The following is a 16,837-nucleotide window of genomic DNA, read 5'->3' on the forward strand; positions in this document are numbered from 1 at the left end:
GTGTTAGTACTTACAAGAAAGCTTAATCAGTCCATTCAAATAGGTAATGATATTGAACTAACCGTTCTATCTATCGATGGAGAACAAGTGAAGCTTGGGATCAATGCTCCGAAACATATTGATATCCATCGGAAAGAGGTATACCTATCTATCCAAGAAGAAAATAATAGGGCAGCTCAGACACAGGTCAATTTATTAAAGATATTGTCTAAAAAAATATAACTATATAATAGTAAAGCAGTTAGTTTCTTTGGCCGATATAAAAGATGCAGTGATAATCACTGTGTCTTTTTTACTGTTTAGTTGGGAGGTGAAAACATGATTATTAATAACAATATTTCAGCTATGAATGCCTATCGTTTTAACTTCCAAAATAATAAGAATGTTGCTCATTCTATGGAGAAACTTTCTTCTGGTTTAAGAATTAATAGAGCTGGAGACGATGCAGCTGGGTTAGCCATTTCAGAGAAAATGAGAGGGCAAATTAGAGGTTTACAGCAAGCCAATAGGAATGCCCAGGACTCTATTTCACTCATTCAAACAGCAGAAGGTGGATTGTCAGAGGTTCATGCTTTAATTCAGAGAGGGAGAGAGTTATCTGTACAAGCTGCTAATGGCTCATTAACAGCAACTGACCGTAAATCAGTTCAAAATGAGATAGACCAAATTGTAGATGAAGTGGATCGAATTGCGAATAATACTGAATTCAATACGATAAAGTTACTCAACAAGGATTCTTATGAGGGTACCACTGACCAAGAAAAGGTTATTGCTGGCTTGAAAAAGTCTTGGCTTCGTGAGAGTGAAAAAATGATTGAGGATTTATATGGTTTAAAAGGTAACGGAGAAAGCATCACGCTTGACTTAACATATACAGATGGGCCAGATAATGTTTTAGCACAAGCAAATAATACTGTCATAAAAATAGATATGGCAGACTTTACTCCTTCTACAAAAGATAATGCTGGAGGTATCCTGTATGACCGTGTAATTGCCCATGAAATGGTCCATTCGGTCATGGCAAGTGATATTGGTTTCTCTGGTCTCCCTTATTGGTTTATAGAAGGTACAGCTGAATTTATCCATGGTGCGGATGAACGACTTAAAGCTGATATACAAAATGAAGGAAGTACAAGTGCTTTACTAACAAGTCATGCGCTAGGTAATAGTATAGACGAAGCGGGCCCAAGTGCTGAATACTACTCTGTTGCATATGCGGCAACAAGGTATTTACATGAGAATGCATCAGGTGGAATTAAAGGTGTATTGGAAGACTTAAAAAATGGTTCTACATTTGATCAAGCAATCTCAAATCGTACATCATTTGCAAGTCTTACTGGTTTTGAAGCGGACTTTAATACCAACGGAGCAAACTTCATTGAAACCGAAATGAATCTAGACAATGATGATACAGGTGCGATAGGTGGATTAGATGCTGATGGTGGAGCTGAAAAAACGGCGCAGTCTGTTGTTGGAGATACAGAGAATTACGAGGATAATCCTTTAAAAAATTTTAATATAATTTGGCCGAACGGAGAAGCCGATTATAAAGGCTTAACCTTCCAACTTGGTGCTAATTCAGGACAAGCGATGACTCTATTATTCTCAAGTTCGACTAGTGAATCATTAGGTATTGATCAAACGGATGTAGTGGCAGGTGCAGAACAAGCAATTAGTTCGTTTAACTCAGCAATTGAAACGGTATCAGCGAAACGTTCTTATTTAGGTGCATTACAGAATAGATTAGACCACGCTATTTCAGCAAATGAAATTAATTTTGAAAACCTTCAAGCCTCTGAATCAAGAATTCGTGATGTTGATTTGGCTTCAGAAATGTTGAAGTTTACAAAGAACAATATTCTCCAACAAGCATCTCAAAGTATGCTAGCACAGGCTAATCAAAAGCCACAGACAGTTTTACAGCTATTAGGATAAATTTTTAAAAAATAAATTCTAAAAAACTATTAAAAGATTTAAAAGCATGTCGATATATTTAATGTAAGGGACAGGAGGTATAAAGGCGGCCGACTTTTCTACCTCTTAGCTCACAAAAATTAACCACATGGATGTGGATATAAAACTCAAGGAGGAAACACTAATGATTATCAATAATAACGTACCTGCTTTAAACACGTACCGTCAATTAGGATTCAATAATAAGCAAAATGCTGCTTCTATGGAAAAGTTATCTTCAGGTCTTCGTATTAACCGTGCTGGAGACGATGCAGCTGGTCTAGCGATCTCTGAAAAAATGCGTGCGCAAATCAAAGGTTTAAACCAAGCAACTCGTAACGCACAAGATGGTATCTCTTTAATCCAAACTGCTGAAGGTGCATTAAACGAAACTCACTCAATCCTACAACGTATGCGTGAGCTAGCTGACCAATCAGCAAATGATACTAACACTGCAGCGGACCGTAACGAAATCCAAAAAGAAATCAACCAATTAACTTCTGAAATCAACCGTATCGGTAACACTACTGAGTTCAACACAAAGAAAGTGTTAAATGGTAATGTTGGTGAAAATGTAAGTGCAGTTCGTGGTACTTATGACCTTACATTCTCTGGTACTGCAAGTGCAGCTGGAATTAACATTGGTACTCAAGCCCTTGCAAATGGTGAAGACTTTGAGGTTCTTGGTACAGACGGAACTTCAATTGCATCTTTCCAATTTGTCTCTGGTACTTCTTCTAACCCAACTGCTGCTACTGGTGCTACTTTCCATGATGCAGATTCTTTAGTAGAAGCTTTAAAGAACAACACAGCTGTTGCTGAAAAGTATGATGTTCAAATTTCTTCTGATGGAAACATTCGCTTCGTGCAAAAGTTTGGTCAAGAAAATGCGTCAGGTTTAGCTGTAAATGTTAACTCAAATCAAGTTGATACTACTAGTGCTACTGGTATGACAGTTGCAACTGCCGGGGTTTCTGGAACAGCTGTTCAATCATTAAAGATGCAAATTGGTGCAAACCAAAACCAAAGTATGTCTATCGATATCAATGACATGCGTGCACAATCTCTAGGAATTTCAACTACTGGTTCAGGTGTTGGTTTCACAGGCTCTAACACTGTAACAACTGGAACAAACAACACTACAGTTGAAAAAGCTCTAGATGTAACAACTCACGAAAAAGCTTCTGCAGCAATTACTGCAATCAACAATGCGATTGAAACAGTTTCTGCTGAGCGTTCTAAGCTTGGTGCATTCCAAAACCGTTTAGATCACACAATTAACAACCTAGGTACATCAGCTGAAAACCTACAAGCTGCTGAATCTCGTATCCGTGACGTAGACATGGCTGCTGAAATGATGAAGTTCACTAAGACTAACATCTTAGCTCAAGCTTCTCAATCAATGTTAGCTCAAGCTAACCAAAAGCCACAATCAGTACTACAGTTACTAGGATAATAAATAACTTTTAAAAGTGCTACTTCATTTGAGGTAGTACTTTTTTTAATTACAGTCAAGAAATCTAAATAATGACCTTTAAAATTGTAGGATTTTGTCGATACTAAAATTAGTTAGCTATACCGGAGGTTATCAATATGATAATAAGAATAGAAAATGAGACTATGCAGTTGGAAACTAAGAATATACATACTATCTTTGGAAGAATTAATGAATATTTAAATGATAGGAGAATTTTTATTGATCATCTTTTGATAAACGGAAAAGAGATTTATGATCAATTTGAAGAACAGATAGAGGGAAATATCCAAGAAATTCATGAGATTGTAGTGGTTACACAAACGAAGGAACAACTAATATCTGGGACAATTCAATCAATCATAGATTACATTGATGAAGCCATTCCAGAAGTTGAAGCCTTAGTTGAAGAACTATATATTGGTTCTTCTCAGCAAACTTGGAACAAATTTTCTGTGTTTGTTGAGGCTCTACAATGGATTATATCGGCTTTAAATGGTATTGAGGAGCTGATAGAGGATAATGATGCGAATACTTTCTTGATGCCAAATACATCCCTATTAGGAATCTTATCAAGCATATTAGAAGCTATGGAAAATGAAGATACTATTTTATTAGCTGATCTTATTCAATATGAGCTTATGGAGAACTTAGTTGAATTGAAGGATTCTTTAAAAGATTATATAAAAAATATTGATAAAATTTAATTCAGATTGAAGTGATAAATAAATGAACAGCATGTACTTTCAAAGAAAAATTTTAATAATTGGTGGAACGGGAACAATTGGACAATATCTATTACAGGAATTACTAGACCATAAGCCCAAAGTGATAAGAATTTATAGTCGTGATGAATACAAGCAATTCGAGCTTCAAGGAAAATTCGGAGAGTATGATAATATAAGATTCTTGTTAGGTGATATACGTGATGAACAAAGGTTAACTAGGGCAATGGAAGATATAGACTATGTGTTTCATCTTGCAGCTCTTAAACATGTCCCCGCATGTGAATATAATCCCTTTGAGGCTGTAAAAACTAACGTTATCGGAACTCAAAATGTCATACAAGCAGCATTAGCTACAAATGTAAAAAGAGTGTTATTTACGAGTTCAGATAAAGCTATATCACCAACCAATACATATGGTGCAACTAAATTAACTGCTGAAAGACTTATTGCAGCTACCCAATATCAAAAGGGACCTAAACAGACAATTTTCTCTGCAGTTAGGTTTGGTAATGTGATGGGAAGTAGGGGTTCTGTCGTACCACTTTTTAAAAATCAAATAATGGAGAAAGGTGAAGTAACGGTAACTGATGAAAATATGCTCAGGTATATGATGACCCCAACACAAGCTATTTCTTTAATATTAAGGGCTAATGAACAGGCTTATGGTGGAGAGGTCTTTGTGTTAAAAATGCCTATTATCAGACTTAAGGATTTGGTTGAGATTATTATTGAAGAAGTTAAGAAAAAATATTTGATTTATAAACCTGTCAGTATAAGAGAAATAGGTACTAGACCAGGTGAAAAGTCATATGAGGAGTTAATGACGGAGGATGAGTCACGTATTGCGATTGAAACTGATACGATGTATATCATTCCTCCTTCATTTGGAGTTAAAAAAAGCTCCTATTCTAATTCAATAAGAATTGGAACAAGCCTTCCAAAACCAACTGAAAAGGAAGTTATTAATAAAGAAACATTACGAGATTGGGTGCTCAGTGAAAGGTTAATCTAAGACGGTATTCCGGAGGTACACATGTTAAAAAGTAATAGTGAATTTCTGAATTTATATAATCCCAAATTATTGGTTGAATTAAGTAATTATAACCATAATGATAGCGAACCCCAAATTAATGTTGTTGAAGCGAAAAATGGCATGAAGACACTTCAATCACTTGTTGATGGTAAACAAGTATATATCCATAGTAAGTATGATCCTTTAAAAGAAGCTGAACGTATTTTGGCTTCCTATGAAGCAGAATTAAACAGCTATGACCATATTTTTTTTTATGGAATTGGTCTTGGTTACCATATTGAGCTACTAACAAAAAAATATCCAAAGAAACAATATACTATATATGAACCTTCACCATTAATTTTTAAAAATTTTATGGATCAAAGAGAGATATTAGAATTACCACTCGAACGTTTAAAAGGACTTTTTGTAGGAAATCAAAAGGATAAAGGTTATCAATTTTTAATTGAATTCTCTGAGAATATACAAGAGAACGTACTATTGGTTGTTTTACCAAGTTATGAAAGAATCTATAATGATAAGTATCACTGGTTTACTCATGCATTTAAAGAGACAGTTCAACGTCAAAAAATGAACTTCGCTGCAGAACTCGCATTTTCAATGCGTTGGACTTTAAATAGTTTAATGAATTTGTCCTCAAACCTGACGACTCCAAACTTATTAAAAGATAAGAGGAAGTTTTTTGAAAATAAGCCTGTGCTTATTGTGTCAGCAGGACCATCATTACATGAAGAAATGGATAACCTTAAAAATATAAGTAAGCAGGGCCTTGCTTATATCTTTGCTGTTGGTTCTGCCAATAAAGCACTTCTTACAAACGACATTATGCCCGACGCACTTTGTACATATGATCCACAAGAAAAAAATTTTGTTGTTTACCATTCTTTAATTGATGAATTTGTAGACAGTATTCCGATGATCTATGGCTCAAGTGTTGGGTATGAAACGATAAAAAAGTATAAAGGTCCTAAACTTCATGTTATTACAAGCCAAGATAAAATAACACCATATTATCAGGGTGAAGAAATGGATTACTCATTGGTAGTTGATGACGCATATTCAATTGCCATTGTTACTTTACAGATGCTTGCTAAAATGAGAGCAAACCCTGTTATTCTTGTAGGACAAAATTTTTCGTTTCGTGATAATCTGTTTTATTCGAAAGAAATTCCTAGGGATGATGGAAAAAGTGCTGAGGTTCAACAGAGTGATTTAATGGGTGGCTTTCATGTTAGTGATGTTCATGGAGGTAAGGTACAAACTAATCCATCTTTTAACCAAATGCGTTTATTAATGGAGAAATATATTGAAGCATATCCGTTTCTTGAGGTTATAAACACAACAAAAGGGGGAGCAGTAATTACTGGGACAACCTTTATATCCCTCCAACAAATTATAAACGAAAGGTTAAATCAAAAGGTAGTGGATAAAGATTGGTTTAAAACAACTAAAGAGACTATTTTTCATAATACTTTAAAAAAGATAATTGAAATGGAAAAGGAAATGGAAGAGTTTGTCAAGCTATATGCAGATATATTTCAAGTATTTAAGAAATTAGATAATGGTATTGAAAAAAAGAAAATCAACAGCCTACAATCATTATTTGTAAAATTTGATAAAATATTTAATTCAATATTACAAAACGACTTTTACAATATATATGTGTCCCCAGTAACTCGTGTTCACTTAGAAATACTTAAAAAAAATGCTGTTAAATTAAAGGAAATACAGGAAAGTGAAGTGAAAGCTGCGAAGATCATTCAAAGTTTTGGGTCTTATCTACATGTATGTAGGCAAGTATATAATGAACTAACTCCGATTATTAAAGGAGCTTTACATCCGACTTTAAAAAATAAAGATGTTAATAGACATTCGAAGTTATATACACATTCATGTGGAACCTTTACCTATTCAAAAGAATGGTCTTATAAAGAGTATACAATTGATAAGCAAGTTGAAATAGAGTCTGAGGCAATTTTTACATATCATGAAGCAACATCAAAAAACGCTACCATTATATTTAGATTTAAAGGAACATCCTTTAAGATTATTGGTGCAAAACCAAATAATAAATCAAGTGGTATAAGGGTTACAATAGATGGTTACAATGACAAATTTACAATTGGTGGAAGTTTACTTTCACATGAATTTGTTTCAGATTTCCACCAAGTACTATATGAGAGAAAGGGTTTGAAAGACCGGTTACACACTATAAAAATTGAGCTTCTTGATGATAATTTATTTATATTTAATGGTGTCGAGATTAATAAAGATGGCCGTCTTTTCCACTTGAGTGAAGTAGAAAGTGTAAAAGAGCTTGGAATTGGAAAAAGGATTCGGTGTAATTACAAGGCATTTTTTAATAGCCCAGGGATTTTTACTAAAATTGGTTGGGAATCAAAGGATTTCTTGCCTATTGAATCGACACCAGAACCAGATGGAGACTTTTATTTTATTTGTGTTGATGATGAAATAGAGGGATATAAATTAATAGCTGATCGAGTGATTCAAAATTATGTTTCATGGAATACTCTTAGAGATAGTGGTTTTGGAAGTGAAAATGGTAAAGTACTAGAATTATTTAATGATGAGGGTGTCAAGATAGAAGCATGCTTAAGGCTACTCTCGGGTGGAGGAAGTTCAGATGATAAACATAATGAGTGGGATCAATATGTTGTTAGTTCAAATTTACAAGGAAGTATTATTCCTAGCGACAAGAATGTTTGGAATTGGGGGGTAAGAGCAGGGACTTGGGCTAATGCTAATTTAGGTAATTCAATGAAACCTGTTCGCGGAAAAATTCGTGCTTATGGGAAATGGCACGGTATTGATGCAACAAGGTGGGCTCCAGGAACCACCACTGATGTAAGTCCACATACGGGCTTTAGACCAGTATTAATACTAAAGTAAAAAGGGGGGATTAGATTGACCAAGCTAGGATTTTATCTTGGAGATTATTTAATTGATCAGAATTCAAAGGTATTTGTAATTGCGGAGGCAGGTGTAAATCATAATGGAGATATGAGCTTAGCTAAACGTTTAGTTGACGTAGCCTACGAAGCTGGTGCTAATGCAGTGAAATTTCAATCTTTTATTACAAAAAACCTTATTACGGATAATGCGCCAAAGGCAAATTATCAGCTTGTTACTACGAATCAAAATGAAACTCAATTTGAAATGTTAAAAAAGCTTGAGTTATCATCAGAAGATCAAAGAGAGCTTAAGCGATATTGTGAAGTAAAGGGAATTTTATTTTTATCCACCCCCTTTGATGAAGATAGCTTTGAATTGTTAGAAACCTTAGGAGTACAGGCATATAAAATTAGCTCAACTGACTGTACAAATCTGCTTTTTTTACGAAATGTTGCCAAGACCCAAAAGCCAATTATTTTATCTACTGGCATGACTTCTTATGAAGAATTGAAGAAAGCTATTAATGTAATAAGGTATCAAGGCAATGAACAACTCGTTGTAATGCATTGTACAGCAAATTATCCTGCCCTTCCTACTGATTGTAATATTCGTGCTATTGAAACAATTAGTAAAGACTTTAATGTTTTAACGGGGTATTCAGATCATACGCCAGGGATTGGGATTGCTCCATTTACAGTTCCGCTAGGGGTAAAGGTAATTGAAAAACATTTTACTTTAGATAAAACAATGGAAGGTCCTGATCATAGGGCCTCACTAGATCCTATTGAGTTAAAGGAACTTATACAGCAAATTCGTTATGTTGAATCTGCATTAGGAAATGGTGAAAAAGTAAGTGTCAAAAGTGAAGTTGAGACAAAAGAGAAACTACAAAAGAAACTATTTGCTAAAGTTAGTATTCAAAAAGGACAAACTATCAAAGAAGAGATGCTAACAGCTAAGCGTTCAGCAATTGGTTTATCAGCTATATATGGATTAGAAATCATTGATACGAAGGCCAAAGAGGATATTTTAGAAGGAGCAGCAATTACTATTTCTGCTGTTGACCTTCAGAGAGATGCGTTGTAAAAAGTTATGAAGATATTAATTGTTGGCGCAGGGGGACATGGCAGATCTGTATACTCAATAATTGAGAATTCATTCGAAAAATATAATGTTGTTGCTTTTGTGGATAAGTATAAAAAAAGTGAAAATGAACACATTTATGGGAAACCAATACTTACTAAATCCATTGAAGAGATAAGTGGACAGTATGTTGATCATGGTTTTATTCTCGCATTAGGAGACAATCAGAAACGAAAAGAATGCTTTGACTATATTATTGACAACCAATTATTACCTATTTATGGGACTTATCATCGTACAGCAATAATTGACAATACAACCATTATAGATAATGGAGTAGTCATTTCAGCAGGTGCTATTCTGTGTACAATGAGTCATATTGGTTGTAATACCATTATAAATTCAGGAGCAATTATTGAGCATGAATCGGTTATTGGTAAGCACTGTCATATAGGACCTGGAGTTAAAGTCGGGGGAAGGGTAAATGTTGGGGACTCTACTTTTCTCGGTATTGGTTCGGTTGTAAAAGACAATGTAAGTATAGGAAGTCATGTCATAGTTGGTGCGGGGTCTGTAGTCGTTAATGATATCCCAGATTATACAACTGTTGTAGGGGTACCGGGGCGAATAATTAAAGATAGGGGGTAATAATGTGAATGTTTATGTTTCAACTTCAGCAATAAAGAATCCTTTTCAACTAGATACTGTATTAGCGAAGTATAAAGAGAATAATATAAAATTTGTGGAACTGGGTTCATCTCATAAATACCAATCAAATATAGAAGAGATTATAAAGCAAAATAAACAAATGGAATTTCTTGTTCATAATTATTTCCCCCCACACGAGAATCCTTTTGCCCTAAATTTGTCTTCAATTAATGAGGATATTCGTTTTAAATCTATCAAGCATGCGAAAAGGGCAATCGATTTGTGTAAAGAAATAGGAAGTCCCATTTATTCTATACATGCAGGTATGATTACTAATCCTAATCGAATAGAGTTTTTTGAAGGCTTTTCATTTGATAAGATAACTATTTCTGAATCCATGTATCTAGAAGCATTTGAGAAGCTCATTAATTCTTGTCGTGAAATTAATAGGTATGCTAAAGAAAAGGGAATTTGCTTTGCAATTGAAAATTCAGGAGGGCATCCTTCAAAATACCCTTACTTACTAATGACAAAACAAAAAGAATTTAGCTTATTACTGAAAGAAATTAATGACAGTAACTTCGGTATTTTGTTAGATATTGGACATTATAATGTTACAACATCTGTTTATGAAGGAGAAAAAATAACAAATTTTATTGATGAATTTTCCAAACATATTTACCAGGTGCACGTTCATCATAATGATGGAACAAATGATCAGCATTTACCTCCAACAGATCATGAATTAAAACTTATTAGGCGGTTTGGACCTGCTACAAAAATAGTACTAGAATCAATGAAAAATGAAATCGACCAAATTATATATTCTTTAAATAGAATTAAGGGTATATTAGATTACTAGTAAAATATGGGGCGGATAATATGCTTGAAAAAATGATATGTGATTACAAAAGTTCATTATTAGAAGCACTTCTGGTTATAAATAATAATGCAAAGGGTATTGCCTTTATTGTAAATGAGCAGAAACAGCTGCTCGGGGTTGTAACTGATGGTGATATACGAAGACTGTTACTAAAAGGAAATAACCTCGAAACAAAGCTTACAGATGTTATTGGTACAGAATTTATTTTCGCTAGCCAACAAGAAAGCTATGAAGAAATGATGTCAAAACTTAATAGTAAAATAAAAGTTATTCCTATTGTGAATGAAAATAATCAAATTGTAGATTTTTTTGAGTATAGGAATGAGATAAATATACCTGTTTCATTTCCAGATTTAACGGGAAATGAATTGAAATATTTAACTGACGCATTTTTATCAACTTGGATTTCAAGCAGTGGAAAATATATAAATGCTTTTGAAGAGTCCTTTGCATCTTTTTGCAATGTCTCATACGGGATCGCAGTTTCAAATGGAACAGTAGCTCTACATCTTGCTTTAAAAGCGTTAGGTATTAAGGAAGGTGATGAGGTAATTGTTCCAGATTTGACTTTTGCTGCTACGATAAATGCTATTCTACACGCTGGTGCTACACCAGTTATCGTGGATATAGAAGTTAATAGTTGGTGCATTGACCCTATAGAAATAGAAAAAGCTATCACTCCAAGGACAAAAGCCATTATTCCAGTTCACTTGTATGGTCAACCATGTGATATGGATTCTATCATGAAGATAGCTACTAAATATGGTATCTTCGTTGTTGAAGATTGTGCAGAGGCTCATGGAGCCCTTTATAAGGGCAAAAAAGTAGGATCATTTGGAAATATTGGATGCTTTTCCTTCTTTGCAAACAAAGTTATCACTACAGGCGAAGGGGGGATGTGTGTAACTAATTGCTCCGAATTAAGCGAAAAACTACGCTTACTAAGAGACCATGGAATGAGTAAGGATAGAAAATATTGGCATGAAGAGGTTGGATATAATTACAGAATGACGAACCTACAAGCCTCTTTAGGTGTAGCACAATTAGAGCGGATTGATGCTATCATTGGAAAGCGCGAAAAAATAGAAAAAATGTATCGTGAAACAATGAAAAATTTAGAACTGGTAGAATTTCAAAATTGTCTTCCTGATCGAAAAAAAATAACATGGCTAGTAAGTGCCTTGATTTTTGGCGATAAAAGAGATTTTATTTTGGAAAAACTTAAACAGGAAGGCTTTGATTCAAGACCATTTTTCTACCCTTTATCTCATATGGATATTTATAAACAATATACTTACTCTAACAAAAATAGCCAAATAATCTCGAGACAAGGGATAAATTTTCCAACTTATATACACTTAAAAGAACAGGATATAATTCGTTTAAAGAAAATATTAGATAAACTACAGGTGACTAAATGATTAATAACAGAAAAATTTTGGCAATAGTCCCAGCTAGAGGTGGTTCCAAGGGAATATTAAGAAAAAATTTATCGATAATTTCAGATAAGCCACTATTAGCTTGGACGATTGAGGAAGCAAAGAAATCTAAGTATATAGATAGACTAATATTATCTTCTGAAGATTCAGAAATAATTCAGGTTGCTGCAAAATATGGCTGCGAGGTACCATTTACTAGACCAACTGAGTTAGCAAGAGATGACACTCCAGGAGTCTCTCCTATTTTACATGCTATTATGGAACTCCCCTCTTACGACTATGTGATGATGTTACAACCCACATCTCCTTTAAGGACAGTTGAAGATATCGATGGTTGTATTGAGTATTTTATAAATAAAGAAGGTGAGAGTTGTGTTTCTGTGGTTGAGGCTCATAAACCCCCACATTGGATTTATAAAGTTACATCTGATAATCGTTTGAGGCCAATACTAGAAGGAGAAACTGTTAATAGAAGACAAGATGCCCCCAAGACTTATGAACTTAATGGGGCTGTTTATATTGCTTCTAAGGAGTTTTTATTAGAATATGAAACATTTCTGACTGACGATACAATTGCCTACGAAATGCCGAGGGAACGCTCCTATGATATTGACACTGAAATGGATTTGAAAATTGTAAAATTCTTAATAGAAAATAATATATAAGTGTATGCGTCGAATTTTGGGGATTTTAGGAACAGATAGAAGATAATTTTTTGATATGTATAAATCCGATTCTTAATAAGAATTTTTAGGAGAGTGTTGTTGTCTTGACAGAGAGAATAATATTATTTGGAGCATCAAAATTTGGTATTCATGCGCTTCAGTATTTAGATGAAAAGAGCGATGTATTATACTTTTGCGATAATGATTCTAGTAAATGGGGGACTGAAATTAATGGAATTAAAGTAATTCCCCCATCAAAATTAAAAGAAGTTGAATTTGAAAAAATAATTATTACAAGTAGTTATGCAAATGAGATATCTAAGCAACTTTTCAAAATGAATATTAGGAACTATGTAAGAATGGAAATTAATTTTACTGATGATAATGACGATTGTAAGGATCTCTCATTGTATAGTAAGCTTTTTGATAAAAATGCTATAGAAAAAAAGCAGTTCTTTAATATAGGTGCTGGAACTTTTAAGCATAAAAACTGGACTAATGTTGATTATTCTTCCGAGTGGTATTCTAAAAACGAAATTGATATTCAGTGGAATTTATTGGAAAACAAGAAACTTGATGTTGAGGATTCGTCAGCTCATGTAGTATATACAAGTCATACAATTGAGCATATTCCAAATGCAAGTGCACAAAATTTATTTAATGAAGCATTTAGAGTATTAAAAAAAGGTGGAATTTTTAGAGCCACAACTCCAAACATTGAATTGGATTATAGTGCTTTTAAAAGAAGTGATAGGGACTATTATTTTTGGATAGATACCTATAGTGTTAAGGAGAATATGGAAAGAGCACAAATAGCTATTCCTATGAATCAAGTATCTATCCATCAAATATTCTTACATCATTTTGCAAGCCAGACATCTGTTTTACATTCAGATAAGGAAACAGAAAAAATTTCTGATGAAGAATTAGAGGAATTATTTAATACCATGCCTTTTGATGAGGCTTTAGATTATTGTATATCAAAATGCTCAATTGAACTACAAAGTAAATATCCAGGAAACCACATCAACTGGTGGAATGCCAATAAGTTAATAAAGTACATTAAACAAGCCGGATTTCAAGAAGTTTATCTTTCTGGATATGGTCAAAGTAAATCTCCTGTATTGCGAAATACCAAATACTTTGATAATACTCATCCTAAGATTTCTTTATATGTTGAAGCAATTAAATAATAATATTAACACTAGGAAAAGTTGAAAGTTATAGCTTTATCTTCTACAAAGTAAGAATTGCATTCTTTTATGAACTAGGAATAGTAGAGACCTGGAGAATTACATGCAACAGATGTAGGATAGGTGATGAACATTGACACGTATAGAAATTTTTAGGCTGATTAGTGAGATTGAAGAGAAATTTCCAGTTCATAGTTGGAAATCAAGAGGCTTCCTTATTTGGCCAATACTTCGTATATTAATTAGCTACTCATTTTATACAAATAGGAATAGCGGTTCTGTGAATCCCGCAAAGAGTTACCAACAAAATAAAATTGATATTGATAACTTGATAAATCAACAAGACGTTATTTTTCTTACAACTAACCTAGTGAAAATAAAGGTTGATAACATATGGTATGATCGAATTTGTGACCCTATAATCGACAAGTGTTCTGAGCTTGGATATGGTTCTCTGGTTTTAGAGATAAAAGAAGACAATAAATTAAGAGAACCAGCTCATACTGAATCACTATCTATTCAACATCATATAAATTACATACTTGAGAATATTACTTATCCAATATCTGACACAGATAGCTCTATAGAGTTACACGAAGAATTTTTTAAATTTATGAAAGAAAGAGCAGATTTTGATTTAGATATACAAACTCTTCTTAATAGAGTTAATCGGATTCGAGAATTAGCAGATTATTTTAAGCTTATTTTCTCTAAAGTAAATCCCAAACTCGGTTTAATGGTTTGTTATTACAGTGAAATAGGAATGGCCTTTACCCTAGCGTGTAAGGAATATGGTATACCTTCAATTGACATTCAGCATGGACTTCAGGGAGACCTGCATGTTGCCTATGGGCAATGGTCTGCAGTTCCTAAGAATGGATTTGAATTGTTACCAACTTATTTTTGGTGTTGGGGTGGTTATGAAAAAAATGTTATTGAAAATTGGAGCCATAATATCTTAAACCACAAGGTAATAGTTGGAGGAAATCCTTGGGTTAATTTGTGGAAAGAGAAGAATGAAAACTTAAACCCTATTATTTCATTATACGATAAAAAATTAAAAAGTGTAACTAGCTCATCAGAGTATCAGATGAATATATTGATTACTTTACAGCCACTTTATGGACTCAGGGATTGGGATCAGAATTTACCAGAATGGGTCATAAACGTAATAGAAAATTCACCAAGTGATTGGAAATGGTTTATAAGGTTACATCCACAAATGTTAGACAAATATTACTCTGAGACAGAAAGTCTATTAAACAGGTTATCGCCATTTATTGAAATAGGAAAAATAGAGTGGCAAAAGTCTACTGAATATCCACTAATGGCGGTTTTACGCCATATGAATGTTCATATAACTGCCTTTTCAACATGTATAGTGGAAGCAGAAATGTTAGGGGTTCGTTCAGTAGTTTTACATGAAGATGGCGTGTTAAGTTATCCTGTTCAATTTAAATCAGGATGGATAATCAAAGCCTTTACTTCTCAAGAGCTTATAAAAGCAATTAATCAACAATGTAGCTTCACCAAATTCAATAATAAACAAACCGAAATCTTTAAAGATAATATTGAACCAATCCTCGATTCTTTATTAAATACTTTACTTAAGAAAGAAATAGTTAAATGTAATGAGAAATATATAAGAAGTAAGTATGTTCAGATTCTATATATTGATGAGAAATATAAGTTTATTATAGATAACTTCTCGGATGTTAGTGACCCGATTGTTAGTAATTACGTGGGAAAATCTTTGGAAAAAATGGGAGCTTCTCAAAAAGCTTATTATTTTTATAAAAACTATTTAAAATCGTTAGAAGCCGATGAAGCTATTGGATTTTATCATTTAAAAGAGTTAGAAAGAATAATACGTATGTATAAAGAGACTAATATTTACTACAAGGCAAGATACCTACTAATTAAGGTGCTAAGAAAAGATCCTTCCTTAGTTAAATTAATATGCCAAAGGATGTTTAGTTCACAGGACTTTGAGGGTCTTTTAGATATATTTTTAACACTGGATCATAGCTTGGATGTAATATTTTATCTTGGTAGAACTTACAAGTCTCTACAAAAATATGATTTAGCAAATTCTTACCTGAATAAATTTATTCAAAAATATCATAGTATTCATTTTAAAGGTAGTATATCAGTAACCCATTATGAGGAGAAGTTAGTTTCGGCTTATTTTCATCTTGGAGAAGTATCTCTATATAAATCTAATATAATTGAGGCAAAAAAATGTTTTCAACTTTGCCTTACCTATACTCAAAATAATCATACAAAAGCAAGAGAATACATTGAAAATTTCAGTATTGGTAATCATAAACCGCAAGGAGAATAAAGTATGTTGGACTTTTCGAGACTCATGATACTGGCTAACAGAATTGAGGAATATTCAAATGAAAAGAAAATTGTTGTATTTGGAACTGGTAATGCAAATAGACACACCCTATTATCACTAACCCTTATTTCTAAGAGAATTGAATACTTTGTTGATAATAATCTTGATAAATGGGGGAGTTTTCATCGAGGTGTACCTATAAAACCCCCGGTAGAATTACTTAATGAAAATACAAGTGAACTTCTTATACTAGTTGCCAGTTCTTACTATAAAGAAATTAGTAGTCAATTGATGGAAATGGGATTTAAAGAAAACCAACATTTCATTAACACTTTTTTATATCAAGGTAAAGCTCCAAACAATAGATCAAAGAAAGAAATTATTAATGGCGTCGAAGTAGGAAGATATAGTTATGGATTTAAAAAACATTGTTATCCAGGTTCATTATTAAAGAAAGTAGGTTCATTTTGCTCCATCAATG

The 16,837-nt window shown here is 33.3% G+C and carries 12 protein-coding genes and 3 pseudogenes; all 15 read left to right on the forward strand.

The genetic code is table 11. From position 1 onward, the window contains the following. A complete protein-coding gene (gene csrA / locus M1D60_RS02380; protein ID WP_456277631.1) occupies positions 1-222 on the forward strand; it encodes a carbon storage regulator CsrA in 222 nt (73 codons plus the stop codon). A 96-nt stretch (positions 223-318) separates the two neighbouring features. Further along, positions 319-1,935, forward strand: coding sequence for a flagellinolysin (locus M1D60_RS02385; protein ID WP_456277632.1), 1,617 nt, complete (start codon positions 319-321; stop codon positions 1,933-1,935). Positions 1,936-2,098: 163 nt separating this feature from the next. Continuing rightward, positions 2,099-2,455, forward strand: a pseudogene (locus M1D60_RS02390) (flagellin N-terminal helical domain-containing protein); the annotation flags it as partial. 708 nt (positions 2,456-3,163) lie between these two features. After that, positions 3,164-3,409, forward strand: a pseudogene (locus tag M1D60_RS02395) (flagellin); the annotation flags it as partial. 170 nt (positions 3,410-3,579) lie between these two features. Further along, on the forward strand, positions 3,580-4,134 hold the full coding sequence (locus tag M1D60_RS02400) for a hypothetical protein (protein WP_456277633.1): 555 nt from the start codon (positions 3,580-3,582) through the stop codon (positions 4,132-4,134). A 31-nt stretch (positions 4,135-4,165) separates the two neighbouring features. Beyond that, positions 4,166-5,167 carry a polysaccharide biosynthesis protein gene (locus M1D60_RS02405; protein ID WP_456279333.1) on the forward strand — a complete coding sequence of 334 codons (1,002 nt, stop codon included), beginning with the start codon at positions 4,166-4,168 and terminating at the stop codon, positions 5,165-5,167. 21 nt (positions 5,168-5,188) lie between these two features. After that, entirely contained in the window at positions 5,189-8,098 is a 2,910-nt protein-coding gene (locus M1D60_RS02410) for a motility associated factor glycosyltransferase family protein (RefSeq protein ID WP_456277634.1), read from the forward strand. Between the two features lie 15 nt (positions 8,099-8,113). Next, complete coding sequence (gene neuB / locus M1D60_RS02415; protein WP_456277635.1) at positions 8,114-9,187, forward strand: N-acetylneuraminate synthase; 1,074 nt, start codon at positions 8,114-8,116, stop codon at positions 9,185-9,187. A gap of 6 nt (positions 9,188-9,193) precedes the next feature. Continuing rightward, positions 9,194-9,832 (forward strand): NeuD/PglB/VioB family sugar acetyltransferase, encoded by a 639-nt coding sequence (locus tag M1D60_RS02420; protein WP_456277636.1) that lies wholly within the window; start codon positions 9,194-9,196, stop codon positions 9,830-9,832. 4 nt (positions 9,833-9,836) lie between these two features. After that, on the forward strand, positions 9,837-10,694 hold the full coding sequence (locus M1D60_RS02425) for a sugar phosphate isomerase/epimerase family protein (protein WP_456277637.1): 858 nt from the start codon (positions 9,837-9,839) through the stop codon (positions 10,692-10,694). Between the two features lie 20 nt (positions 10,695-10,714). Next, a complete protein-coding gene (locus M1D60_RS02430; protein WP_456277638.1) occupies positions 10,715-12,136 on the forward strand; it encodes an aminotransferase class I/II-fold pyridoxal phosphate-dependent enzyme in 1,422 nt (473 codons plus the stop codon). After that, complete coding sequence (locus tag M1D60_RS02435) at positions 12,133-12,819, forward strand: acylneuraminate cytidylyltransferase family protein (protein ID WP_456277639.1); 687 nt, start codon at positions 12,133-12,135, stop codon at positions 12,817-12,819. Before M1D60_RS02430 ends, M1D60_RS02435 begins: the two co-directional genes overlap by 4 nt. Before the next feature lie 104 nt (positions 12,820-12,923). Next, a complete protein-coding gene (locus tag M1D60_RS02440; protein ID WP_456277640.1) occupies positions 12,924-14,012 on the forward strand; it encodes a methyltransferase domain-containing protein in 1,089 nt (362 codons plus the stop codon). A 133-nt stretch (positions 14,013-14,145) separates the two neighbouring features. Next, on the forward strand, positions 14,146-16,356 hold the full coding sequence (locus tag M1D60_RS02445; RefSeq protein ID WP_456277641.1) for a tetratricopeptide repeat protein: 2,211 nt from the start codon (positions 14,146-14,148) through the stop codon (positions 16,354-16,356). A gap of 24 nt (positions 16,357-16,380) precedes the next feature. Beyond that, a pseudogene (locus M1D60_RS02450) lies at positions 16,381-16,599 on the forward strand (hypothetical protein); the annotation flags it as partial. Positions 16,600-16,837 lie beyond the last annotated feature (238 nt).

The organism is Bacillus sp. AK128 (assembly GCF_053903075.1).